We start from the raw sequence: 23,784 nt of genomic DNA, 5'->3' as shown, positions 1-23,784 counted from the left end.
CTCACCGCCCTAGGATTCCCTTATCACCTCACCGGTCTCTTTCGACAGGAACCCCATGAGCGACACTTCCTCCCCCTTCGGCTTCGAGCTCGTGCGGCGCGGATACGACCGCGGCCAGGTGGACGACCGCATTACCAAGCTCGTCGCCGACCGTGACAGCGCGCTGGCGCGCATCACCTCTCTGGAAAAGCGCATCGAGGAGCTGCACCTCGAAACGCAGAACGCTCAGGCACAGATCAATGACGCGGAGCCCTCGTACGCGGGGCTCGGCGCCCGGGTCGAGAAGATCCTGCGGCTGGCCGAGGAAGAGGCCAAGGACCTGCGGGAGGAGGCCCGCCGGGCCGCCGAGCAGCACCGTGAGCTGGCGGAGTCGGCGGCGCAGCAAGTGCGCAACGACGCCGAGTCGTTCGCCGCCGACCGCAAGTCCAAGGCGGAGGACGAGGGCGCGCGGATCGTCGAGAAGGCGAAGGGGGACTCCGCGCAGCTGCGGGCGGAGGCGCAGAAGGACGCGCAGTCCAAGCGCGAGGAGGCGGACGCCCTCTTCGAGGAGACGCGCGCCAAGGCGGCCCAGGCGGCGGCGGACTTCGAGACGAACCTGGCCAAGCGGCGCGAGCAGTCGGAGCGCGACCTGGCCTCGCGGCAGGCGAAGGCGGAGAAGCGGCTGGCGGAGATCGAGCACCGGGCCGAGCAGCTGCGCCTGGAGGCGGAGAAGCTGCGCACGGACGCGGAGCGGCGGGCGCGCCAGACGGTGGAGACCGCGCAGCGCCAGGCCGAGGACATCGTGGCCGACGCCAACGCCAAGGCGGACCGCATCCGCAGCGAGTCCGAGCGGGAGCTGGCGGCGTTGACCAACCGCCGCGACAGCATCAACGCCCAGCTGACCAACGTCCGCGAGATGCTGGCCACGCTGACCGGCGCGGCGGTGGCCGCGGCCGGGGTGCCGGGCGACGACGAGCCGATCTCGCGCGGCGTTCCGGCGCAGCAGAGCCGCTGAAACGGCGCACCACGGGGAGGGCCCGCCTCCGGTGGCGGGGCGGGTCCCGGCCCCGTACCGTGAGTGAATGATCGAGCTGGAGGATCTGACCAAGCGCTACGGCGACCGGCTCGCCGTCGATCACCTCACCTGCACCATCCGTCCCGGCATCGTCACGGGCTTCCTCGGCCCCAATGGCGCGGGCAAGTCGACGACCATGCGGATGATGCTCGATCTCGACAACCCCACCGGTGGCACGGTCCGCATCGACGGCCGGCACTACCGGCAACTGCACAACCCCCTGCGGACGGTGGGCGCCTTGCTGGACGCCAAGGCCGTGCACGGCGGGCGCAGCGCCTACAACCACCTGCTGTGCCTGGCCGAGAGCAACGGCATCCCGCGGTCGCGGGTGGCCGAGGTGCTGGACGTGGTGGGTCTGACGTCGGTGGCGAAGAAGCGTTCCAAGGGGTTCTCGCTCGGCATGGGCCAGCGGCTGGGCATCGCCGCGGCGTTGCTGGGGGACCCGCGGATCCTGATGTTCGACGAGCCGGTCAATGGCCTGGACCCGGAGGGCATCCACTGGATCCGGACGCTGATGAAATCGCTGGCGGCGCAGGGGCGTACGGTCTTCGTCTCCTCGCACCTGATGAGCGAGATGGCGCTCACCGCCGAGCACCTGATCGTCATCGGCCAGGGGAAGCTGCTGGCGGACACCTCGATGGCCGACTTCATCGCGAAGAACTCCCGTCCCTTCGTGCTGATGCGCTCGCCGGAGCAGGAGCGGCTGCGGGACGTGCTGTCGGGCGCGGGGATCACGGCCGTGCCGGGTGCGGAGGGCGCCCTGGAGGTGACCGGTGAGGACGCCGCGCACCTGGGCGAGCTGGCCGCGCGGCACCGCATCGTCCTGCACGAGCTGAGCCCGCAGCGGGCCTCGCTGGAGGAGGCGTTCATGCGGCTGACGGCGGAGTCGGTGGAGTATCACGCGCACGCGGACCGGGCCCCGCGGTGGGGCGGGGGAGGCTGACGATGGCCGTGGTCACGCAGGTTCTGCGCTCGGAATGGACGAAGATCAAATCGGTGCGTTCCACGGTGTGGACGCTCGGCACCGGTTTCCTCGTCACCGTCGCTCTCGGCGTGCTGATCAGCGCATTGGTGAACAGCAAGTTCGACGACATGTCGGTCGCCGAGCGGATGACTTTCGATCCGACCTTCGTCAGTTTCGCCGGTATGGGACTCGGCCAGCTCGCATTGATCGTTTTCGGGGTGCTGGTGGTCTCCAATGAATACAGCACCGGAATGATCCGCACCTCGCTCGCGGCCGTTCCGCAGCGCGGCACCTTTCTGTTCAGCAAGATCGCAATTGCGGCGGCGCTCGCGCTGGTCGTCGGTATGGCCACCAGTTTCCTGTCCTTCTTCGCCGGCCAGGCGATGCTCGGCGGGCACCGGGCGTCGCTGGGCGATCCGGGGGTGGCGCGCGCGGTGGTCGGCGGCGGGCTGTACATGGCGCTGATCGCGGTGTTCTCCATGGGCGTCGCGACGATGGTGCGCGGGCCGATGCTGGCGCTGGGCATCCTGATGCCGTTCTTCTTCCTGATCTCCAACATCCTGGCCGCCGTCTCGGCGACGGAGAAGGTCGCCCAGTACCTGCCGGACCAGGCCGGGCAGAAGGTCATGAAGGTGGTGCTGGCCGACGACAAGGCGCCGTACGGGCCCTGGGGCGGCTTCGGGATCATGGTGCTCTGGGTGGCCGCCGCGCTGGTGGGCGGCTACCTGGTGCTCAAGAGGCGCGACGCGTAGTGCCCTTCCGGCGGATCTTCACGGACTCGGGGTGCCGCGTGCGGTGCGACGCCGCCCCGGGGTGCCCGCACGCGTCCGTCACGCGGGCCGCCCCGCACCGCCCGGGGCGCCGCCCGTCCCGGCGGATCTCCACGGACTCCGGGCGCAGGGCGCGGTGCCACGCCGCCCCGGGGTGCCCGCACACGTCCGTCACACAGGCCGCCCCGCACCGCCCGGGGCGCCGCCCGGACTCCCAGCGCCACGCACGGTGCCACACCGCCGGGGAGTACCCGGACGCATCCGTCACGCGGACCGCCCCGCACCGCCCCTCCCGGCGTCCTGTCACGAGCGGCCCCCCATGACGGGCCGCCGGCTGCGCGACCTCGGCCTGCACTCCGTCCCGTTCCTGCGGCCCCTGGACTATCCCGGCCGGCCGGCTCCGGAGCCCTGTCTGCTGTGCGGGGACGAGCTGCTGCCGCTGCGGGCGGGTCCGGGGCCGCTGGGGACCTGGCCCGTCCCGGGCGGTGCGGGGACGCTGGACGCCGTGCTCGGCGCCCTGGGCGCGCCGCCCGCCGGCGGGCGGCACCCCGTGGTGGCCGTGGGCTCCAACGCCTCCCCCGCCCAGATCGGGCACAAGCTCGCCGGGGCCGGGCTGCCGGCCGTGGTGCCCATGGTGCCGGTGACGGTCCGCGGCGTCGGCGTGGGCTGCTCGGCCCACATCGGCCGCGCCGGGTACGTGGCCGCGGCCCCGTACGCCGACCCGGAGGCCGGGCGGCGGCTGGTGGTCGGCTGGCTGGACGCGGCGCAGCTGGCCGTCGTGGACGCCTCCGAGGTGCACTACCGCAGGGTGCTGCTGCCCGGGGCGGCGTACCCGATGACGCTTCCGTCCGGTCCCCGGCTGGGCGGCGCCTACGCGTACGTCTCGCGCCACGGCGTCCTGCTGGACCCGGCCACCGGCCGTCCCAGACCCGGCGGCGGCGACCAGGCCGCCCTGCTGCGGGCGCTGCTCGCCGCCTCGCCGCGGCTGCGGGCGCTGCTCGGGCCGGATCCGGCGAGCTGGACCGAGCGGGCGCGGTCGGACGACGCCGTGCGGGAGGAGGGTGCCCGGATCTTCGCCGCGGAGGGCTGGGTCCTCGCGGAGGAGGGGCTTCCGGCGGCGTCCGGGAGGAGCGACCTCAGCCACGCCGAGCTGTCCCCGTGAGCGGACGGCATTCCCGGATCACGTCAGCCGCTCGTTATCCTCCTAACCCGAACGGGGGCATGTGCCCCGACCATCTCGCGAGGGGCGGAGAATGATCGAGGCAGTCGGCCTGACGAAGCGCTACGGCGCCAAGACGGCCGTGCACAACCTGACATTTCAGGTGAGGCCGGGCGTGGTAACCGGCTTCCTGGGGCCCAACGGCTCCGGGAAGTCCACGACCATGCGCATGATCCTCGGCCTGGACGTGCCCACCTCGGGCCGGGTCACCATCGGCGGCCGCCCCTACCGGGAGCTGCCCAACGCGCCCCGCCAGGTCGGTGCCCTGATCGACGCCAAGGCGGTGCACGGCGGGCGCAGCGCGTACCACCACCTGCTCTCCCTGGCGCAGCTCTCCGGCATCCCGGCCCGCCGGGTGGACGAGGTGCTGGGCGTCGTCGGCCTCCAGGACGTGGCCAAGCGGCGCTCGAAGGGCTTCTCGCTCGGCATGGGCCAGCGGCTGGGCATCGCCGCGGCGCTGCTCGGCGACCCGCAGGTGCTGCTCTTCGACGAGCCGGTCAACGGCCTGGACCCCGAGGGCATCCTGTGGGTCCGCAACCTGATGAAGCGGCTGGCCGCCGAGGGCCGTACGGTCTTCGTCTCCTCGCACCTGATGAGCGAGATGGCGCTGACCGCCGAGCACCTCATCGTCATCGGCCGCGGGCAGCTGCTGGCCGACATGGGCGTCCAGGACTTCATCGCCGCGAACTCCGCCGGCTTCGCGCGCGTCCGCACGCCGGACGGCGAGCCGGAGGGGCGCGAGAAGCTCACCTCGGCGCTGGTCGAGGCGGGCGGCCAGGTGCTGCCCGAGCCGGACGGCGCGCTGCGCGTCACCGGTCTCGACCTGCCCCGCATCAGCGACCTCGCGCACACCGCGGACATCCGGCTGTGGGAGCTCTCGCCGCACCAGGCGTCCCTGGAGGAGGCCTACATGCGCATGACGCAGGGCGCCGTCGACTACCGCTCGACCCAGGACATGCGCGCCGGCTTCCAGCAGCCGGCGCCGGGGTACGCGATGCCGGGCGCGCCCGCGCCGCAGGGCTGGGGCGGACCGGGCGGCTACCCGGTGCTGCCCGGCGAGCAGCCCAACCCGTACGCGCAGCAGCAGCCGCCCGTCCCGCCGCAGCAGCCCGCCGCGCCCCAGATGCCGGCGGCCGCCCCTGTCGCCCCGCCGGCCCCGGCCGCCGCTCCTGCCCCCGTCGCCGATCTGACCAAGCGTGACAGCGAGGACGCCCGATGACCGCCCCGATGACACCTCCGCCCGCCGCGCCCGCCCCGCAGGGCCAGGCGCCCGCCCAGCAGTTCTGGCCCGGCCAGGCCCCGGCCGGCGGCTATGTGTCCCCGATCCCCGTGCGCCAGGCCACCCTGGGCGACGCCATCGCCGCCGAGTGGACCAAGATCAGGTCGCTGCGGTCCACGATGTGGACGCTGGGCACCATGCTCGTCATCGTCATGGGCATCGGCGCCCTGATCGCGCTCGTCACCTACAACGTGGCCGACGAGGGCGACATCCAGGGGGACGTCCTGGGCATGGGCTTCGTGGGCGTGCTCCTCGGCATGATCCCGCTGCTCACCCTGGGCGTGCTGACGATTTCGTCCGAGTACGGCACCGGCCTGATCCGCACCACCCTCACCGCCTGCCCCAGCCGCGGCCGGGTGCTGGGTGCCAAGGCGATCGTCTTCTTCGCGCTGACCTTCGTGCTGACGCTGGTGGCCACCACGCTGGTGGCCCTGCTCGACGCCGGTCTGATGAGCGACCTGACGACGGAGGGGATCAGCGGCTCGGAGTGGCTCAAGGCGACCCTCGGCGTGAGCCTCTACGTGGCGCTGCTGGGCCTGCTGTCGCTGGCCGTGGGCGCGCTGCTGCGGCACTCGGCGGGCGCGATCACCAGCATGCTCGGCCTGGTGCTGCTGCCGCCGCTGCTGGCGCTGTTCATGATGTCCGACGCCGTCCGGCCGGTCGGCAAGGCGCTCGCCACCTGGTCGATCCCCAGCCAGCTCGCCACCTTCTACGGCGCCGAGCTCGGCGACGGCGGCCCCTCCGGCTGGACGCCGCTGTGGGTCGTCCTCGGCGTCACCGCGATCGCCCTGGGCGGCGCGTACACCTCGATGACCCGGCGCGACGCCTGACGCGCCCCTCGGAACCGCCCAGGGCGTGTCCGATGGCCCTTGACGCCGCCGCCTCGCCGGAACGGATACTCCCTGTGGGGTGGTCGGCAGCTCACGAGGCCTGCCGCGTGACACGGGCGGCAGGCCAGGAGCCATCGGACACGCCCTGGCTAGTAGCGCGGTGCGTTACGGGACCGCTGGAGCCTCGCGCTCCGGCGGTCCCTCGCGTTCCAGCAGGACTTGTGCCAGTGCCGCCGGTCCTCGACGCCCGCGCCGTACTGCGGCCACACCACCAGGTGCGGCACGCCGGGCGGGATCTCCTGGTCGCAGCCGGGGCACCGGTAGTGCTTGGCGGCGGCACCGCCGCCGATCATGCGGACCGACCAGTCCTCGCCCTGCCAGCTCTCCGTCTGCTCCAGGCCGTAGCGCACGCCGGTCTCGTGCGGGGACGGCGCTGCTGCTGGCCTGACGGCGCCGCCTCGCGGGCGGTTTCGGCGCGGGGACACGGGTCACCTCGGAGGTCGGGGCGGGCTACGGGCCGCGACCAGGGTACGCGTCGGCGTGACGCCCCCGGCCCGGTGTACCGAGCGCCTACCCACCCCGCTTCTCGGATCATCATGAAAACTTCCTGAACGCCCGTACCTTCCGGCACCGGTCAAACGTTAATTCGCCGATGGATCGCACAAAACCGGCGGAAGAACCGCCAGCAGGACCGCCAGGAGGCAGACAAGCGATGCGCGTTGGAGCGTTCGTCCTGGCCGCTCAGTTCCCGGGCCAGGGCCATGTCGAGGCCCTCCACCGGGCGGTGCGGACCGCGGAGGTCGCCGAGGAGGCCGGGCTGGACGCGGTCTGGGTGGCCGAGCACCACTTCGTCCCCTACGGCGTCTGCCCGTCCGCCGTCACGCTGGCCGGGCTGCTGCTGGGCCGCACCCGGCGGATCCGGGTGGGCACCGCCGTGAGCGTGCTGCCCACCACGCACCCCGTGACCCTCGGGGAACAGACGGCGCTGCTGCACCTCGCCTCCGGCGGCAGGTTCACCCTGGGGGTGGGCCGCGGCGGCCCCTGGGTGGACCTGGAAGTGTTCAACGCGGGTCTCGCCGCTTACGAAGAAGCGTTTCCGGAATCCCTCGAACTGCTGATGCGCTGGCTGCGCGAGCCCCGGGTGAGCGCGTCCGGCGAGCGGTTCACCTTCCGCGAGGTCCCCGTCGTCCCCCGCGCCGACGACCTCTTCGGCCACTCCGGGCCGCCGGTGATGGTCGCCTGCACCTCGCCCGCGAGCGTCCGGCTCGCCGCCCGGCACCGGCTGCCGATGCTCCTGGGCATGCACAGCACGGACGAGGAGAAGGCACGGATGGTGTCCCTGTGGCGCGAGTGCGCCCTGGAGGCGGGCGCGTCCCCCGAGGAGGCCGCGGACCCCGGGCACGTGGCGGCCGGCGTCGTCCAGGTCGGGGACCGGCAGCCGGAGGCCGCCGAGACCCTGCTGAAGGCCATGCCCGGCTGGCTGCGCCAGGGGCTGGGGGCGCACGTCACCGTCGACGGACGGGAACGCCGGATGCGGGACCCCCGGGAGTACACCGAGCTGCTCTGCCGCATCCACCCCGTCGGCCCGCCGCGGCTGTGCGCGGACCGCCTCGCGGCCACCGCCGAACGCACCGGCGTCCGCCGCTTCGCGCTGCTGGCGGAGGGCTCGGGCGACCTGGCCGCCACCGAGGAGAACCTGCGCCGCCTCGGCGACGACGTCCTCCCCCTGCTCGCCTGACTCCCCCTGCTCCCCAGACTCCCGCTGCTCCCCTTGCTCCCCGGTCACAGGCTCCGGGGAGCTGCCGCTCCCGTACCGTTCGCATCCCCCGCACGCGGGGCGGCAGCAGCGCCGAACAACAGGATGGCCGGGTCAGCAGTCGCGCAGCTCCGGGGACTGGTTGAGCACCTGGCTGCGCACCGAGGTGAAGCGGTCCAGCCGCGCGTCGGCCGAGGGGCCGAGCGGGAAGACCGCCACCCGGTGGCAGTTCTGGAAGGCCAGGCGGACCCCGAAGTGCCGCTGCAGCGCCCCCCGGATCGCATCGCTCGCCAGAACCCTGAGGAGCTGGCCGCGGTGGAGTTCGGACGGCGGCGGGGTGAGGTTGTCGGCGAACTCACCACCGTCTTCCCTGAGCCGGGCCACGAGCGAGCTGATCAACTCCCATGCGTAGGGCAGGGAGATCCGGACGCAGTCGACGAAGTCCGCTTCGTCGACCTCGCCTCGCTCGGCCTGTTCAAGGAGGGCCGGTGAGACGTCGAGCGACATGGGGTTCTCCTCTCGCGACCCCGCGGGCGGGGTCTTCGGGATGGGCGAGCGGACGACGACGCCCTGTGCCCGTACGACGACCGCCCGCTCCAACGGTAATCCGGCCACTGCTGCCCCACCAGGAGAACGTACCGACAACAGGCCAACGGCGAAGGGGACGGTCCAGGGCGAATCGCGTCGAGCGCCGGGAGTCGAGTAGCGTGGCCCACCATGCGTCTCGTCATCGCCCGTTGCTCCGTGGACTACGCGGGCCGGCTCACCGCCCACCTGCCCTCCGCCCCCCGTCTGATCCTGGTCAAGGCCGACGGCAGCGTCTCGATCCACGCGGACGACCGGGCCTACAAGCCCCTCAACTGGATGTCCCCGCCGTGCACCCTCAAAGAGGCCGAGGGCGTCTGGACGGTGATCAACAAGGCGGGCGAGAAGCTCATCATCACCATGGAGGAGGTCCTCCACGACTCCTCGCACGAGCTCGGCGTGGACCCGGGTCTCATCAAGGACGGCGTGGAAGCGCACCTCCAGGAGCTCCTCGCGGACCGCATCGAGACCCTCGGCGAGGGCTACACGCTCATCCGCCGTGAATACCCCACGGCCATCGGCCCCGTGGACATCCTCTGCCGCGACGCGGACGGGCGGACGGTGGCCGTCGAGCTCAAGCGCCGCGGCGAGATCGACGGGGTCGAGCAGCTCACGCGCTACCTGGAGTTGCTCAACCGGGACCCGCATCTCGCGCCGGTGCGCGGCGTCTTCGCCGCCCAGGAGATCAAGCCGCAGGCGCGCGTCCTGGCGACGGACCGCGGCATCGGCTGCGTCGTCCTGGACTACGACGCGCTCCGCGGCATCGAGGACGACAAGCTGCGCCTGTTCTGAGGGGTTCGCCCCCGCCCTTTCCCCGTTTCCGCGGGGGCCACGCCCCTTCGCGACCCCACCGGGGCTCCGCCCCGGACCCCGCATCGCGGCTCCGCGCGCTCGTCCTCGAACGCCGGACAGGCTGAAGTGCGCGCCCTGGCACGAATCCAGCCCGTCCGGCGTTTGAGGACAACCGCGCGGAGCGCGGTTCCAGGGGCCCAGGGGGCGCAGCCCCCGGATACGCGGCGAAGCCGCGTTGCGGGGCCCGGGGACTTGCCCCGGGGAAACGGTGAAAGGGCGGGGCCGGGGCACAACACCGCCCGTCAGGGCGACTGCCTACCCGCCCCCGACCCCCCGGCCGAAGCCGTCGTGCTCCCGCCCCCGGGCGAATGCGACGCCGGCGGAGGCACCGTCTCATGCCCCCCATCCGTCGGCTTCGGACCCGGATCCCGCGTCGGCTCCGGATCCCCGGACGGCTTCGGGTCGCCCGAAGGCTTCGGGTCACCGGACGGCCGGGGATCACCCGAGGGCCGAGGAGACGTCGAGTCCCCGCCCCCCGGCGTCCGCGTCGGCGAAGGCGTCCCGTCCGGCGTCCCGCTCCCCGACGGCGACGGCGTCCCCGTCCCGGAAGGCGTCCCGGACGGCGTCGCCGACTCCTCCGGCCCGCCCGACCGCTCCGGCCGGGCCGACGGCCGTCCGCCGGACACCGGCGCCGGCCCGTCGTGGCCCACCTGCGGCCGGTCGGCGCTCATCCCGCCGTCATCGTCCTGCTGCGACGCGGACGGCCCGGGCTTGACGTCCTTCGAATCGGCGCCGCCCCGGCTCCCGTTGCCGGACGTCGCGCCGAGCGTGACGACCGTACCGAGGACGGCCGCGAGCACCACCCCCGCGCCCGCCGCCACGAGATTGCGCCGGGCCCCGTTGGAGGTCAGCTTCTGGGCCCACGCCTGCACCCCGGCCGCGCGCTTCCCCGCGCCCGCCGCGGGCACCTTGCGGAAGGCGGCGGTGGTGACACCGTCCGGATCAGGAGCGGGGGCCACGACAGGCCGGACGGCAGGCGGCGTCGCCGACTGCTCGCTGCGCGCGGCCGGCACCTCCTCGCCCCCGGGCGTCTGCGGCATCCGGGCCGCCCGCCCGGCCGCAGCCACCGGACGAACCGGCGTCACCGGCACGGGAACCGCGACCGGCGGAGTCACGGGCCGCGACCGGTCCGCGACCAGCGCCAGCGCCCGCCGGCTCGCGACCGCCCCCCGCTTGTCCGCCAGGACACCACGCAGCCCGGTGGACGCCTCCAGCTCGGCGCGGGCCCGGTCGATGTTGCCGGTGCACAGCGCCAGCACGCCCAACTCGTGGTGGAAATACGCTTCTTCGCCGACCTCCCCGGCCAGCCGCGCCGCCTCCTGCCCGTGCCGCAGCCCCCGCTCCCAGGCGCTCCAGTGCAGGGCACCGGCGAAGGCCGGCGCGGCGGTGCGGGCCAGCAGCACCGCGGCCGCCGGCTGCCCGGCCGCTCCGCCGGACACCAGGGCCGCCAGCGCCGCGAGGATCGTGTCGGCCTCGGCCGCGATGCGCTCCGGAGTGACGGACGGATGCCCGGCCCACCAGGAGTAGTGCTGGGCGACGGTGAGCACGCGCTCGGCCCCGCCCCCGTCGTCGTACCCCGCGTCGGCCAGCTGCGCGGCCACCCCGGCGGCCAGCCGGTAGTGCGCGCCCACCGCGCCGATCAGCCCGCAGGCGAGCAACTCGCCCACGGCGGCGTCCGCGTGGGTGTCCCCGACGAGCGCCGGCAGCTGCGCCTGGTGGGGCACCTCGCCGCCGAGCGCGAGCGCGAGGCGCAGGGTGGCGCGGGCGACCGGGCCGAGCCGGGCGGCCAGCGGCACGGCCGGGGCGACGCCCCGCGGCAGCGCGGCGCGGCCGACGGCCGGCTCCTCCGGCGGGGTGCCGTCCTCGGGAATGCTGAACGGCGCGTCGGTGGCCGCCGCGGCCCCGGCCACATCGGCGTCCCGCTGCCGCAGCACCGCCCCGGCCTGGACGAACCGCAGCGGCAGCCCGTCGGACTCCACCCACAGGTCGGCCGCCCAGTCGGCCTCCTCGTCGGTCAGCGGCCGTCCGACGGCCGCCTCCAGCAGCTCCAGGCAGTCGGTGCGGTCGAGGCCGCCGAGGGAGACCTCCTCCACGTGGGCGTCCCCGGAGGGCGCCGTGACGCCCGGCTTCGCGGCGAAGAGGAAGGCGCACTCGGGGGTGGCGTCCAGCAGCTCGTCGAGCGCGGCACCGCCGAACTCCAGGTCGTCCAGGACGACGACGGCGCCGGTCTCCCGTACGACGGCGAGCAGTCCGGCCCGGTCGGGCCGGTGCAGCGGCGCGTGGTGGACGGCGGTGAAGAGCTCGTGCAGCAGGTCCGCGGCGGTCCGGTGGCGGCCGTTCAGCCGGACGACCCCGTCGGGGGCCAGGTCCGCGCAGTCGGCGGCCACGGCGTCGAGCAGCGCGGTGCGCCCGGAGCCGGCGGGGCCGGTGAGGCGTACGGAGCGTCCGCGCGACAGCAGTTGGCCCAGTCTCCCGCGCACCTCGCCGCGGCCGACGAGGGGCAGCGCGGGGCCCGGGTCGCCGGCGGGCTCCGGCGGTGCGGCGGCCCGGTCCCGCTCGGCGCGGTCGGCGGCGGCGCGGCGCTCGGCGGGGGCGGGGAGCCGGCCGGGCGGGCAGGGCTCTATCTCGCTGCCGTCCACGGGGTTGACGGTCAGCAGGTAGTCACCGGCGACGAGCTGGACGACCCGCGCCGGTACGGGCTCGCGCGCGGCGTCCTGCGCGGACGCGTCCGCGTCCGTGCGCGGTGCCTCGGGTTCCCGGTTCGTCGGGTCCATGGTCCAAGCCCCCAGTCGCGTGGCTGCCGTCGTGTCTCCCGGCCTTGTCCGGGCGCTGCGACCTCGGGTCCGGCGCCCGCCACGAGCTGATGGAGGAACGGGAAACCGAACAGACCTTGGGACAGTATCTCCGACATGAAGGGCGGCGCGGCGCCCCGGGCGTCACAGTCTCGTGAGGATTGCGGAGTCCGGCCTGATGAGGATTCCGCAGCCCGGGCTCAGGAGGTTTGCGGACTGCGCCTCAGCGCGCGGTCGCACGCCGGGAGCGGGGCCGGGGGCCCCGGCTGCGCGTCGTCCTCGAAGGCGAGGATGCGGTGCAGCCGGGTGGCCACGAGCACCCGCTGCATCCGGTCCGGCACGCCGCGCAGCACCAGCCGCCGGCCGGTGCGTCCGGCCCGGCGGTGGGCCCCCATGATGACCCCGAGACCGGTGGCGTCCCAGGAGTCGAGCTCGGTCAGGTCGAGGACGAGGTCGCCCCGGCCGGCGTCGAGCGCGGAGTGCAGGACCGTTCGGGCGTCCGCCGCGTTGCGGACGTCGAGGCGGCCCCCGACGACCAGTTCGGCGTGGTCGCCCCTGATGTGCATATGCGCTCCCCTGGGTGCTGCGATGCGGTGGGATGTGGCTGTGGCTCTAAGGAACTGACTGCCTCTCGCACAACAAAGTTGCCACCTGTAAGCGAACCAATACCCAATTCACACGGTGGAGTGAACGAGTTTTGGAGCACACCGGTCAGTACTGGTAGAAGCCCTGACCGCTCTTCCGGCCCAGATCGCCCGCGTCGACCATGCGGCGCATGATCTCCGGCGGCGCGAACTTCTCGTCCTGGGTCTCGGTGTAGATGTTGCCCATCGCGTGCAGCAGGATGTCCAGGCCCGTGAGGTCGGTGGTGGCCAACGGGCCCATGGCGTGGCCGAATCCGAGCCGGCAGGCGACGTCGATGTCCTCGGCGGAGGCGACCCCGGACTCGTAGAGCTTGATCGCCTCGCCCACCAGCGCCGTGATCAGCCGGGTCGTCACGAACCCCGCCACGTCCCGGTTGACCACGATGCAGGTCTTGCCGACGCCTTCGGCGAACTCCCGTGCCGCGGCCAGGGTTTCGTCGCTCGTCTTGTGCCCGCGCACCAGCTCGCACAGCTGCATCAGCGGGACCGGCGAGAAGAAGTGGACGCCGACGACCCGCTCCGGCCGGCCCGTCGCCGCCGCGATCTTGGTGATCGGGATGGCGGACGTGTTGGAGGCGAGCAGGGTCCCCTCCCCCACCATCCCGTCCAGGGCCCGGAAGATGTCCCTCTTGACCTCGACGTCCTCGAAGACCGCCTCGACCACGACGTCCGCGTCGGCCGCCGCGTCCAGGTCCGTGGTCGCGGTGATCCGCGCGAACGCGGCGTCCGCCGCCGCGGCCTCCAGCTTCCCCTTGGAGACGAACTTGTCGTACGACGCCCGGATCCCGTCGGTCCCCCGCTTGAGGGCCTCGTCCGTCACGTCCCGCAGTACGACGTCCCAGCCCGCCCGGGCGGACACCTGAGCAATGCCGGAGCCCATCAGCCCGGCCCCGATGACGGCGAGTTTCTTGGCCACTGGTGTCCCCTTCTCCCTGTTCACTTACGGCTGTTCACACACGGCTCTGCGGCGGACCTTAGCGCCCGTCGCCGCGCGGGAGGAGGCTTAGAGATGCGCGTCACGTCCCAAATGACGGACATCACACTGGACGGTGCCACGACAGTGCTACCGGGAGGAACACACGTCACATTCGCGCCACTTCCGCCCCGCGCATCGCGGCGGAGGCCGGGTCCGGCGACGGGGACTACCCTCGGACCCATGGTCAACCTGACGCGCATCTACACCCGCACCGGCGACAAGGGCACGACCGCCCTCGGCGACATGAGCCGGACCGCCAAGACCGATCCGCGCATCTCCGCGTACGCGGACGCGAACGAGGCCAACGCGGCGATCGGGGTCGCGCTGGCGCTCGGGCAGCTGCCGGAGGAGATCGTGCCGGTGCTCGTCCGGGTGCAGAACGACCTGTTCGACGTGGGGGCCGACCTGGCGACGCCGGTCGTCGAGGACCCCAAGTACCCGCCGCTGCGGGTGGAGCAGTCCTACATCGACCGGCTGGAGGCGGACTGCGACCGCTTCCTGGCGGGGCTGGAGAAGCTGCGCAGCTTCATCCTGCCGGGCGGGACGCCGGGGGCGGCGCTGCTGCACCAGGCGTGCACGGTCGTCCGGCGGGCGGAGCGGTCCACGTGGAAGGCGATGGAGACGCACGGCGAGACGATGAACCCGCTCGCCGCGACGTACCTGAACCGGCTGTCGGACCTGCTGTTCATCCTGGCCAGGACGGCGAACAAGGAGATCGGGGACATCCTCTGGGTGCCCGGCGAGAACCGCTGACCCACGACGGCGACCCGGTCCGGCCGGGGGTCCGGGGGCTGCCCCCGGAACAGCACAGCATCCTGGCCAGGACGGCGAACAAAGAGATCGGCGACACCCTCCGGATACCCGGCGAGAACCGCTGACGCGCTGCGCCGGGGGCACTGAGCGGGCTCCTGGAAGTCCGGCCTCATGGAAGTCCGGCGCGGGGCCGTTCCGACGTACGGCCCCGCCGCGCGGGCGCGACCGGCCGCGGACGGCCCGCAGCCGACCGGCCGCGCATCCGGCGGACCGCTCAGCGCAGCGGCTCCCGCTTCGGCCACAGCGTGTAGCTCAGGGCGACGACGAGGTTGATGCCGATCACCAGCAGCATCTTGCTCTGCCAGTCCCGCAGCGAGCTGATGTCCCCCGAGTCCCCGACGTACCAGACGGCCGCCTGGAGCAGGCCGATCGCCACCGACGACGCCAGGATCCACTTGCCCGCCGTCCGCCACTCGTGGACGGCCCGGGCGCGGCCGTACTTCGGCGGCCTGGCTGGCGGCGGGCCGCCCGCGAAGCGGTGGGCGACGCGCGCGTCGACCCACTTGACCGTGGAGTGGCCGAGGCCGACGGAGAAGCCGATGTAGACCGCCGCGAGGCCGTGCTTCCAGTCCGCCTCGGCCCCGTTGCGCAGGTCGATCGCGGTGGCGATCAGCAGGACGACCTCCAGCAGCGGTTCCAGCAGCAGCACCGCGGCCCCCGCGCGCGGCATCTTCGCCAGGTAGCGCAGGGCCAGTCCCACGGCCAGCAGAATCCAGAAGCCGACCTCGCAGGCGACGATCAACGTGACGATCACGGCCCTCTCCTTCCCTCCCTCCCAGCCTCTCCGCGCCCGGCGGCCGTTTCGTCGTCGCGGACGGCGATTCCCGACTGCATCCTTCGATGTACGCCCGCGCCCGCCCGGCGCCCGGCCGGCGGACGCCCCCACCCCCTCCGACGTGCTGTGATGGACCCATGCCCCGCCTCCTCCCCCACCGCGACGACCTGCTGATCGCGGCCGCCGGACTGACCGGCGGCCTGGCGCTGTACGCGCTGGGGCTGAGCAGCCGGCCGGTCATGGCCGGCCTGCCGGGACGGCTGGCGCTCCTCGCGCTGGCGGTGATGGTCGGGGCCGAGCTGCTGCGCCGCCGCAAGCCCCTCCTCGGGCTCGCCGTCGGGACGCCCGCGCTGGCGCTGGACCTGTGCTCGGGCAATCTGACCACCACCACGGTGATGTTCACCGACCTGGTGTACGCGGCCGTGATGTACGGCCCCCCGGCCGCGTACCGCCTCATCCCCCGCGCCTGCGAAGTGCTCACCGTGGCCGGGATGCTGCTGTCCGTCGCGCTCATCCGCAGACCCGAGGCCGTGCTGATCGGCCTCGCCCTGGCCGTCGTCACCATCGCCCCGGCCTGGACCGGCGTCGGCGTCCGCCGTCACCGCGACGCCGCCGAGGCCGCCCGGCTGGCGGCCGAACGGACCGTCCTGCTGGCCGAGATGGACCGGCGGCAGGCCGTCGGCACGGAGCGCGCGCGGATGGCGCGCGAGCTGCACGACCTGGTCGCCGGCCACCTGTCGGCCATCGCGATCCACTCCACGGCCGCCCTGTCGATCAACGAGGAACAGGCGTCCCGCGAGGCGCTCGGCGTGATCCGGGAGAACAGCGTCCAGGGACTCGCGGAGATGCGCCGCCTGATCGGCCTGCTCCGCAAGGCGGGCGACACGGATGAACCGGCGCCCACGCCCACGCTCGACGGCCTCGACGCCCTGCTGGAGCGGGCCCGCGCCACCGCCGGCGGCTCCGGCTTCCGCTTCGAGCTCCGCGACGGCCGCGGCCCGGGCCCGCTGTCCGCGCCGGTCGAACTGGCCGCCTACCGCGTCGTCCAGGAGTCGCTGACCAACGCGGTCAAGCACGCCGCCCCCGGCGAGGTGACCGTCGAACTCACCCGCGACATGGAGTCGTTGACGGTACGCGTGACCAGCCCGCTGGACGACGACGGGCGTTCGCCCCGGGCCCCCGGGTCCCACGCGGGGCTGATCGGGATGCGGGAGCGCGTCGCCCTGCTCGGCGGGGAGTTCGAGGCGGGCGCGGAGAACGGGCATTGGCAGGTACGGGCGGTGCTGCCCGTGGACGAGGAGGGCAAGTGACCACCGTACGGATCGTCGTCGCCGAGGACCAGGCCGCCGTGCGCTCCGGCCTCGTGCTGATCCTCCGCTCCGCGCCCGGCGTCGAGGTCGTCGGCGAGGCGGCGGACGGCGAGGAGGCCGTGCGGCTGGCGCGCGAACTGCGCCCGGATCTGGTGCTGATGGACGTGCAGATGCCCCGGCTGGACGGGATCTCGGCCACCCGGCAGATCACCGGCGAGCGCCTCGCCGACGTCCTCGTGCTGACCACCTTCGACCTGGACGAGTACGTCTTCGGCGCGCTGCGCGCCGGCGCGGCGGGCTTCCTGCTCAAGGACAGCGAGGCCGCCGACCTGGTGACGGCGGTACGGACCGTGGCGCGCGGCGAGGGCCTGATCTCGCCGGCCGTGACGCGGCGCCTCATCTCGGAGTTCGCCCGGCGCGCGCCCGAGCCGCAGGCGGACACCTCCGTTCTGGAGACGCTCACCCGGCGCGAGCGCGAGGTGCTGGTGTGCCTGGGCGAGGGGCTGTCCAACGCGGAGATCGCCGCGCGGCTGGGCATGGCCGAGGCGACGGCGAAGACCCATGTCAGCAGGCTGCTGGGGAAGTTGGAGCTGCGGAGCCGGGTGCAGGCGGCCGTACTGGCCCAGGAATGGGGTCTGGTCCAGACCTCTTGACCATTGGTACGGACCTTCTTACGCTCCCCTCACAGCTGTGGTGAGCGGCACCGCGAGACACCCCCCGAGCTCCCCCCACCGCACGCCCACCCCGCTGCGCACAGGTCATGGAAACCCCCCGCACCCCACCACCTCCTGACCTCCTCCGAGGAGCTTCCTTGAGCACCCATACAGCTCGGAACCGCAGACACACCTCTCCATGGACCCCATGGACCCGGATCACCGCCGCGCTCGGCGCGCTGCTGCTCCCGGCCGCGGCGCTCGTCGGCCTCGCCGCACCGGCCAACTCGGCCTCCGCCGAAGGGCCTTCGGCCACGGCGACCTTCACCAAGACCTCCGACTGGGGCAGCGGCTACCAGGGCGAGTGGACCGTCAAGAACACCGGCACCACGCCGATCGACGCGTGGACCGTCGAGTGGGACTTCCCCGCCGCCACCACGGTCGGCGCCTACTGGGACGCCCTGATCACCGGCTCCGGCTCGCACTACACGGCCAGGAACCGCGAGTACAACGGCTCGATCGCCCCCGGCGCCGGCGTCACCTTCGGCTTCGTCGCCACGGGCGCCGAATCGCCGGCGAGCTGCAAGCTCAACGGCGGTTCTTGTGACGGCTCTTCGACCGGCACCCCGCCCAGCGCGCCCGGGCAGCCGGCCTCGACCGGGGTGACCGCCGACAGCGTCTCCCTGAAGTGGGCGGCCGCCACGGACGTCAAGGGCATCAAGAACTACGACGTCTACCGCGGCAAGGACAAGGTCGCGACGGTGGCCAAGCTCGCGTACACCGACACGGGCCTCGCCGCCGACACCGAGTACACGTACACCGTCGTCGCCCGCAACGTGAACGACAGGACGGGGCCGGCCAGTCCCGCGGCCACCTTCCGCACCACGAAGGGCGGTTCGGACAAGCCGCCGACCGCGCCCGGCACGCCCCAGGCCACGGCGGTCACCGACACGTCGGTCACGCTCAAGTGGACGGCGGCCACGTCGGACAAGGGCATCAAGGAGTACGACGTCTACCGCGGCACGGTGAAGGCGGCGACCGTCACCAAGCTCGCGTACGCCGACTCCGGCCTGACCGCCGGCACCGACTACACCTACACCGTCGTCGCCCGGGACACCGCCGGCCAGACGGGGCCCGCCAGCGCCCCGCTGACCATCCGGACCACGGGCGGCGGCCGGCCGCAGCCCGGGGCGGCCGCCGTCAAGGCGGGCTACTTCGCGCAGTGGGGCATCTACGGGCGGGGCTACACGGTGAAGTCCCTGGAGACGACGGGCGCCGCCGCCAAGCTCACGCACATCAACTACGCCTTCTCCAACATCGACCCGAACAACCTCACCTGCCTCAACGGCGTCACCAAGGCGACCGGATCCAACCCCCAGGACCCCAACCAGGGTGACGGAGCGGGCGATTCCTGGGCCGACTACGAGAAGAGCTTCGGCGCGGGCGAGTCCGTGGACGGCGCCGGCGACACCTGGGACCAGCCGCTGGCCGGCAACTTCAACCAGCTCAAGAAGCTCAAGGCCAAGCACCCTCAGCTCAAGGTGCTGATGTCGATCGGCGGTTGGACGTACAGCAAGTACTTCTCCGACGTCGCCAAGACCGACGCGTCGCGGCAGAAGTTCGTCAAGTCCTGCATCGACATGTACATCAAGGGGAACCTCCCGGTCACCAACGGCCGCGGTGGCGCCGGGGTCGCGGCCGGGATCTTCGACGGCTTCGACCTCGACTGGGAATGGCCCGGCTCCGAGGGCCACGCCGGGAACCACATCTCCAAGGACGACAAGGCCAACAACACCCTGCTCTTCGCCGAGTTCCGCCGCCAGCTGGACGCGCTGAGCGGCTCCGGCGGGCAGAAGTACCTGCTCACGGCCTTCACTCCGGCCGACCCGGCGAAGATCGACGCGGGCTGGGACATCACCACCAAGGACGGCACGCCCAGCGTGTTCGACTACATGGACTACGCCAACGTCCAGGGCTACGACTTCCACGGCTCCGGCAGCGACAACAGCTGGGAGCCCAACCTCACCGGTCACCAGGGCAACCTCCACCCCGACGCCAAGGACCCGTACACGACCAAGTTCAGCGTCGAGAAGACCGTCCAGACGTACCTCGACGCGGGCGTCGACCCGCAGAAGGTCGTCCTCGGCCTGGCGTTCTACGGCCGCGGCTGGCAACAGGTCGCGGACGGCGGCGCCAACGGGGTCTGGCAGAAGGCGAACGGCGCGGCCCCGGGCCAGTTCCCGGAGGAGTCGGGAACACGCGGCTACGACAACCTGCTGGCGTCCGTCCCCGGCCTGAAGATCTACCACGACGAGACGTCGGTGGCGACGTACGGCTACACCGGTGACAACGGTCAGTGGTGGACGTTCGACGACGCCTGGTCGATCGGCAAGAAGACGGCCTGGATCAAGTCGAAGAACCTGGGCGGCGCGATGATCTGGGAGATGTCCGGGGACAGCGGCACGCTGATGACGGCCGTGGACAACGGCCTGCGCTGACGCGGGAGTTTGTGCCCCACCCCGCCCTTTCACCGTTTCCGGGGGCGGAGCCCCCACCCCACCGGCGGAGGCTCCGCCCCCGCACCCCGGTCCCATGCTCCGCACGGCAATCGGGGCTCCGCCCCTGCACCCCGAAGCGCCCTTCGGGCGCTGTCCTCAAGCGCCGGACGGGCTGAATCAGCCCCTCCGGCGCTTGAGGACGCATGCGGCGGAGCCGCATACCAGGTCCGGGGCAGAGCACCGACTCAGCCCCTCCGGCACTTGAGGACAAACGCAGCGGAGCCGCATAGCAGGTCCCGGGGCGGAGCACCGTTTCAGCCCGTCCGGCGTTTGAGGACAGCGCCCGAAGGGCGCTTCGGGGGCGAGGGGCGCAGCCCCAACAGACGCCCAGGAGCGAAACCCTGGTCAGGCGCCCAGGACCGAAGCCCCGATCGGGGCCCAGGGGGCGAAGCCCCCGGTGGGGTGCAGGGGCGAAGCCCCGCCCACCGCGCGGAGCGCGCCCCCCGCGCGCGGCAGCGCGCACAGCAGGGTTGCGAAGGGGCGGCAGCCCCTGCGGAGAAGGGTGAGGGCGGGACCGGGGCGAACCCCTACGCCACATTCACCCGCTGCCCCGGCGGCGCCGCCTCCAGCCAGGCCAAAAACCCCGTCAACGCATCCTCGCTCATCGCCAGCTCAAGCCGCGTCCCACGATGCGAGCACACCAGCACCACCGCGTCCGACAGCAGCGCCAACTCCTCGTCCCCCAGCGGAGCCCGCCGCTCCAGCACCTCGATCGACGCGCGCTCCAACAGCCGCCGCGGCCGCACCGCGTACGAGAAGACCCGGAACCACTCGATCCGGTCACCGCTGTAGCGGGAGACTCCGTACACCCACCCCTTGCCGGCCGGTTCACCGGTCCGTTCCGCGGGGACGTCCCACCGCAGGCTGCAGTCGAAGGTGCCCCCGGACCGCTGGATGAGCCGCCTGCGCAGCCCGAAGACGAAGAGTCCCAGCAGGACCAGCAGCACGACGATGCCGCTCACGAGCAGAGCGAGGACCATCACGACCGACCTCCTCGCATCATCTAGAGCAACCGCACCTGTATTGCCTCAGCCGCGGACCGCCCTGGTTTGTTCCAGGCGGTCCGCGGCTGAGGGACGTACTTCAGTGGGCCGCGGCCTAGTGAGGGCCCGCGGCCGCACGCATCCGGACTTCCGCGCGACGCTCGGCGGCCGCGTCGGCCTCCGACTTCGCGCGCTCGAGCGCCCGCTCCGCACGGGTGACGTCGATCTCGTCCGCCAGCTCGGCGATCTCCGCGAGCAGCGACAGCTTGTCGTCCGCGAACGAGATGAAGCCGCCGTGCACCGCGGCGACGACCGTGCCGCCACCGGCGGTCCTGATGGTCACCGGGCCGGACTCCAGCACACCGAGCAGCGGCTGGTGGCCGGGCATGACGCCGATGTCACCCGATGTGGTACGCGCGATGACCAGAGTGGCCTCGCCGGACCAGACGCTTCGGTCCGCCGCGACCAGCTCGACGTGCAGCTCAGCAGCCAACGTGGCTCCTCGGGTCTCCACCCGCCGGATCCGGCGGGCGTTGGGTCAAAGAATAGGGGACGTGCGGCCCGGGGGCGGGAGTGCCCCGCCCCCGGGCCCTGTGAGCACGTGGCTCAGGAGACGCCCAGCTCCTTGGCGTTGTTCTTGAGGTCCTCGAGACCACCGCACATGAAGAACGCCTGCTCCGGGAAGTGGTCGAACTCACCGTCGCAGATGGAGTTGAACGCCGCGATGGACTCGTCCAGCGGAACGTCCGAACCGTCGACACCGGTGAACTGCTTCGCCGCGTGGGTGTTCTGCGACAGGAAGCGCTCGACGCGACGGGCGCGGTGGACGACCAGCTTGTCCTCTTCGCCCAGCTCGTCGATACCGAGGATCGCGATGATGTCCTGGAGGTCCTTGTACTTCTGCAGGATGCCCTTGACGCGCATGGCGGCGTCGTAGTGGTCCTGCGCGATGTAACGCGGGTCCAGGATGCGGGACGTCGAGTCCAGCGGGTCGACCGCCGGGTAGATGCCCTTCTCCGAGATCGGACGCGACAGAACGGTCGTGGCGTCCAGGTGGGCGAAGGTGGTCGCCGGGGCCGGGTCGGTCAGGTCGTCCGCGGGGACGTAGATCGCCTGCATGGAGGTGATCGAGTGACCACGCGTCGAGGTGATGCGCTCCTGGAGGAGACCCATCTCGTCGGCCAGGTTCGGCTGGTAGCCCACCGCGGAGGGCATACGGCCGAGCAGGGTCGAGACCTCGGAACCGGCCTGGGTGAAGCGGAAGATGTTGTCGATGAAGAACAGCACGTCCTGCTTCTGGACGTCACGGAAGTACTCGGCCATGGTGAGGCCGGCCAGCGCGACGCGGAGACGCGTGCCCGGCGGCTCGTCCATCTGACCGAAGACCAGCGCGGTCTTGTCCAGAACGCCCGACTCTTCCATTTCCTGGATGAGGTCGTTGCCCTCACGGGTGCGCTCGCCGACGCCGGCGAAGACGGAAACGCCCTCGTGCAGCTTGGCCACACGCATGATCATTTCCTGGATCAGAACGGTCTTGCCGACACCGGCACCACCGAACAGACCGATCTTGCCGCCCTTGACGTACGGGGTCAGCAGGTCGACGACCTTCAGACCGGTCTCGAACATCTCGGTCTTCGACTCGAGCTGGTCGAACGCCGGGGCCTTGCGGTGGATGGACCAGCGCTCGGTGACCTCGGACTCGGCCTCGGGGTCGTTCAGGATCTTGCCCAGGGTGTTGAACACCCGGCCCTTGGTGACGTCACCGACGGGGACGGTGATGCCGTCGCCGGTGTCGGTCACCGGGGCCTGGCGGACCAGGCCGTCGGTGGGCTCCATGGCGATCGCGCGGACCAGGCCCTCGCCCAGGTGCTGCGCGACCTCGAGCGTCAGGGTCTTCTTCTTGCCGGCGTCGGCCGGGTCGGAGACCTCGACGGTCAGGGCGTTGTAGATCTCCGGCATCGCGTCGACGGGGAACTCCACGTCGACGACCGGGCCGATGACCCGGGCGACGCGGCCCGTCGCGGCGGCCGTCTCAACAGTGGTGGTCATTTATCGGTCACTCCCCGCGGTCGCGTCGGCCAGGGCGCTCGCGCCACCGACGATCTCGCTGATTTCCTGGGTGATGTCGGCCTGTCGGGCCGCGTTGGCAAGCCGCGTGAGCGACTTGATGAGGTCTTCGGCGTTGTCCGTCGCCGACTTCATCGCCCGGCGGCGGGCCGCGTGCTCGGAAGCGGCGGCCTGCAGCAGGGCGTTGTAGACGCGGGACTCGACGTACCGCGGCATCAGCGCGTCGAGCACCGCCTCGTCCGACGGCTCGAACTCGAAGAGCGGAAGGATCCGGTCCTTCGCCGCCTCGGCCTCGTCCTCGGTCTTCTCAAGGGTCAGCGGCAGCAGCCGCTTGTCCACCGGGGTCTGCGTCATCATCGACACGAACTCCGTGAAGACGATGTACAGCTCGTCCACGCCGCCCTCGGCCGTGTCCGCAAGGACGGCCTCGATCAGCGGGTCCGCCACCTTCTTGGCGTCCGCGTAGGTCGGGCTGTCCGTGAAGCCCGTCCACGACGCGGCGACCGGGCGCTCCCGGAAGCCGTAGTAACCGACGCCCTTGCGGCCGACGATGTAGTGGACGACCTCCTTGCCCTCCGCGCGCAGCCGCTCGGTGAGCTGGTCCGCCGCCTTGATGGCGTTGGAGGAGTAACCGCCCGCCAGACCGCGGTCGCTCGTGACGAGCAGCACCGCGGCCCGCACCGGCTGCTCGACCTCGGTCGTCAGCGGGTGCCTGGTGTTGGAACCGGTGGCGACGGCGGTCACGGCCCGGGTGAGCTCACTGGCGTACGGAGTGGACGCGGCCACCTGGCGCTGTGCCTTGACGATGCGCGAGGCGGCGATCATCTCCATCGCCTTGGTGATCTTCTTGGTCGCGGAGACGGACTTGATCCGCCTCTTGTAGACCCGGAGCTGGGCACCCATG

22 protein-coding genes are annotated in these 23,784 nt (G+C 72.4%); 12 read left to right on the top strand and 10 right to left on the bottom strand.

Features of this window, described 5'->3' with window-relative positions; all coding sequences use genetic code 11:
- The first annotated feature begins 55 nt into the window (after window positions 1-55).
- The 6 genes from I5Q34_RS05280 (at window position 56) to I5Q34_RS05255 (ending at window position 6,116) form a co-directional block, all read left to right on the top strand.
- Window positions 56-994 carry a cellulose-binding protein gene (locus I5Q34_RS05280; protein ID WP_199890968.1) on the top strand — a complete coding sequence of 313 codons (939 nt, stop codon included), beginning with the start codon at window positions 56-58 and terminating at the stop codon, window positions 992-994.
- 67 nt (window positions 995-1,061) lie between these two features.
- Complete coding sequence (locus I5Q34_RS05275; RefSeq protein WP_199890967.1) at window positions 1,062-1,997, top strand: ATP-binding cassette domain-containing protein; 936 nt, start codon at window positions 1,062-1,064, stop codon at window positions 1,995-1,997.
- Window positions 1,998-1,999: 2 nt separating this feature from the next.
- Entirely contained in the window at window positions 2,000-2,770 is a 771-nt protein-coding gene (locus tag I5Q34_RS05270) for an ABC transporter permease (RefSeq protein ID WP_199890966.1), read from the top strand.
- A gap of 337 nt (window positions 2,771-3,107) precedes the next feature.
- Window positions 3,108-3,950 carry a hypothetical protein gene (locus I5Q34_RS05265; RefSeq protein ID WP_199890965.1) on the top strand — a complete coding sequence of 281 codons (843 nt, stop codon included), beginning with the start codon at window positions 3,108-3,110 and terminating at the stop codon, window positions 3,948-3,950.
- Window positions 3,951-4,041: 91 nt separating this feature from the next.
- Window positions 4,042-5,226, top strand: coding sequence for an ATP-binding cassette domain-containing protein (locus tag I5Q34_RS05260; RefSeq protein ID WP_199890964.1), 1,185 nt, complete (start codon window positions 4,042-4,044; stop codon window positions 5,224-5,226).
- Window positions 5,223-6,116 (top strand): ABC transporter permease, encoded by an 894-nt coding sequence (locus I5Q34_RS05255; protein ID WP_199890963.1) that lies wholly within the window; start codon window positions 5,223-5,225, stop codon window positions 6,114-6,116. Before I5Q34_RS05260 ends, I5Q34_RS05255 begins: the two co-directional genes overlap by 4 nt.
- A gap of 149 nt (window positions 6,117-6,265) precedes the next feature.
- On the opposite strand, the gene I5Q34_RS05250 is transcribed toward I5Q34_RS05255, so the two are convergent.
- Window positions 6,266-6,601: an ATP/GTP-binding protein gene (locus I5Q34_RS05250; RefSeq protein ID WP_199890962.1), complete on the bottom strand. Its 336-nt coding sequence runs from the start codon at window positions 6,599-6,601 to the stop codon at window positions 6,266-6,268.
- Window positions 6,602-6,828: 227 nt separating this feature from the next.
- Here I5Q34_RS05250 and I5Q34_RS05245 point away from each other — a divergent pair, with 227 nt between their 5' ends.
- The gene (locus I5Q34_RS05245; protein WP_199890961.1) at window positions 6,829-7,854 is read left to right on the top strand and encodes an LLM class flavin-dependent oxidoreductase; all 1,026 of its coding nucleotides are present in this window, start codon (window positions 6,829-6,831) and stop codon (window positions 7,852-7,854) included.
- A 132-nt stretch (window positions 7,855-7,986) separates the two neighbouring features.
- Here I5Q34_RS05245 and I5Q34_RS05240 read toward each other — a convergent pair whose 3' ends face one another.
- Complete coding sequence (locus I5Q34_RS05240; protein ID WP_199890960.1) at window positions 7,987-8,379, bottom strand: SCO5389 family protein; 393 nt, start codon at window positions 8,377-8,379, stop codon at window positions 7,987-7,989.
- Window positions 8,380-8,589: 210 nt separating this feature from the next.
- Here I5Q34_RS05240 and nucS point away from each other — a divergent pair, with 210 nt between their 5' ends.
- Window positions 8,590-9,249: an endonuclease NucS gene (gene nucS / locus I5Q34_RS05235; RefSeq protein ID WP_199890959.1), complete on the top strand. Its 660-nt coding sequence runs from the start codon at window positions 8,590-8,592 to the stop codon at window positions 9,247-9,249.
- A 302-nt stretch (window positions 9,250-9,551) separates the two neighbouring features.
- Here the strand turns inward: nucS and I5Q34_RS05230 are convergent, their stop codons facing one another.
- The 3 genes from I5Q34_RS05230 to I5Q34_RS05220 all read right to left on the bottom strand — a co-directional run bounded on the left by I5Q34_RS05230 (window position 9,552) and on the right by I5Q34_RS05220 (window position 13,661).
- Window positions 9,552-12,083: an ATP-binding protein gene (locus I5Q34_RS05230; protein ID WP_199890958.1), complete on the bottom strand. Its 2,532-nt coding sequence runs from the start codon at window positions 12,081-12,083 to the stop codon at window positions 9,552-9,554.
- A 218-nt stretch (window positions 12,084-12,301) separates the two neighbouring features.
- Entirely contained in the window at window positions 12,302-12,667 is a 366-nt protein-coding gene (locus I5Q34_RS05225; protein WP_199890957.1) for an STAS domain-containing protein, read from the bottom strand.
- Between the two features lie 145 nt (window positions 12,668-12,812).
- Entirely contained in the window at window positions 12,813-13,661 is an 849-nt protein-coding gene (locus tag I5Q34_RS05220; protein ID WP_199890956.1) for a 3-hydroxyacyl-CoA dehydrogenase family protein, read from the bottom strand.
- Window positions 13,662-13,901: 240 nt separating this feature from the next.
- On the opposite strand from I5Q34_RS05220, the gene I5Q34_RS05215 reads away from it, so the two are divergent.
- A complete protein-coding gene (locus tag I5Q34_RS05215; RefSeq protein ID WP_199890955.1) occupies window positions 13,902-14,474 on the top strand; it encodes a cob(I)yrinic acid a,c-diamide adenosyltransferase in 573 nt (190 codons plus the stop codon).
- Window positions 14,475-14,748: 274 nt separating this feature from the next.
- Here I5Q34_RS05215 and I5Q34_RS05210 read toward each other — a convergent pair whose 3' ends face one another.
- Window positions 14,749-15,288 carry a hypothetical protein gene (locus I5Q34_RS05210; protein WP_199890954.1) on the bottom strand — a complete coding sequence of 180 codons (540 nt, stop codon included), beginning with the start codon at window positions 15,286-15,288 and terminating at the stop codon, window positions 14,749-14,751.
- 158 nt (window positions 15,289-15,446) lie between these two features.
- Here I5Q34_RS05210 and I5Q34_RS05205 point away from each other — a divergent pair, with 158 nt between their 5' ends.
- The 3 genes from I5Q34_RS05205 to I5Q34_RS05195 all read left to right on the top strand — a co-directional run bounded on the left by I5Q34_RS05205 (window position 15,447) and on the right by I5Q34_RS05195 (window position 19,770).
- On the top strand, window positions 15,447-16,619 hold the full coding sequence (locus I5Q34_RS05205; protein WP_199890953.1) for a sensor histidine kinase: 1,173 nt from the start codon (window positions 15,447-15,449) through the stop codon (window positions 16,617-16,619).
- A complete protein-coding gene (locus I5Q34_RS05200; protein ID WP_199890952.1) occupies window positions 16,616-17,272 on the top strand; it encodes a response regulator transcription factor in 657 nt (218 codons plus the stop codon). Before I5Q34_RS05205 ends, I5Q34_RS05200 begins: the two co-directional genes overlap by 4 nt.
- Before the next feature lie 107 nt (window positions 17,273-17,379).
- Window positions 17,380-19,770, top strand: a complete 2,391-nt coding sequence (locus I5Q34_RS05195) for a glycoside hydrolase family 18 chitinase (protein ID WP_199890951.1) — start codon at window positions 17,380-17,382, stop codon at window positions 19,768-19,770.
- 587 nt (window positions 19,771-20,357) lie between these two features.
- Here I5Q34_RS05195 and I5Q34_RS05190 read toward each other — a convergent pair.
- The 4 genes from I5Q34_RS05190 to I5Q34_RS05175 form a co-directional block, all read right to left on the bottom strand.
- A complete protein-coding gene (locus I5Q34_RS05190; protein ID WP_199891316.1) occupies window positions 20,358-20,810 on the bottom strand; it encodes a DUF2550 domain-containing protein in 453 nt (150 codons plus the stop codon).
- A 118-nt stretch (window positions 20,811-20,928) separates the two neighbouring features.
- Window positions 20,929-21,306: a F0F1 ATP synthase subunit epsilon gene (locus I5Q34_RS05185; protein WP_199890950.1), complete on the bottom strand. Its 378-nt coding sequence runs from the start codon at window positions 21,304-21,306 to the stop codon at window positions 20,929-20,931.
- 113 nt (window positions 21,307-21,419) lie between these two features.
- Complete coding sequence (atpD, locus tag I5Q34_RS05180; protein WP_199890949.1) at window positions 21,420-22,862, bottom strand: F0F1 ATP synthase subunit beta; 1,443 nt, start codon at window positions 22,860-22,862, stop codon at window positions 21,420-21,422.
- A complete protein-coding gene (locus I5Q34_RS05175) occupies window positions 22,863-23,783 on the bottom strand; it encodes a F0F1 ATP synthase subunit gamma (protein WP_199890948.1) in 921 nt (306 codons plus the stop codon).
- Window position 23,784 lies beyond the last annotated feature (1 nt).

This window comes from Streptomyces sp. AV19 (assembly GCF_015999245.1).
Taxonomy (GTDB): Bacteria; Actinomycetota; Actinomycetes; order Streptomycetales; family Streptomycetaceae; genus Streptomyces.
The sequence above is the reverse complement of the archived record's forward strand: the minus strand, read 5'-3'. Positions and strand labels throughout refer to the sequence as shown.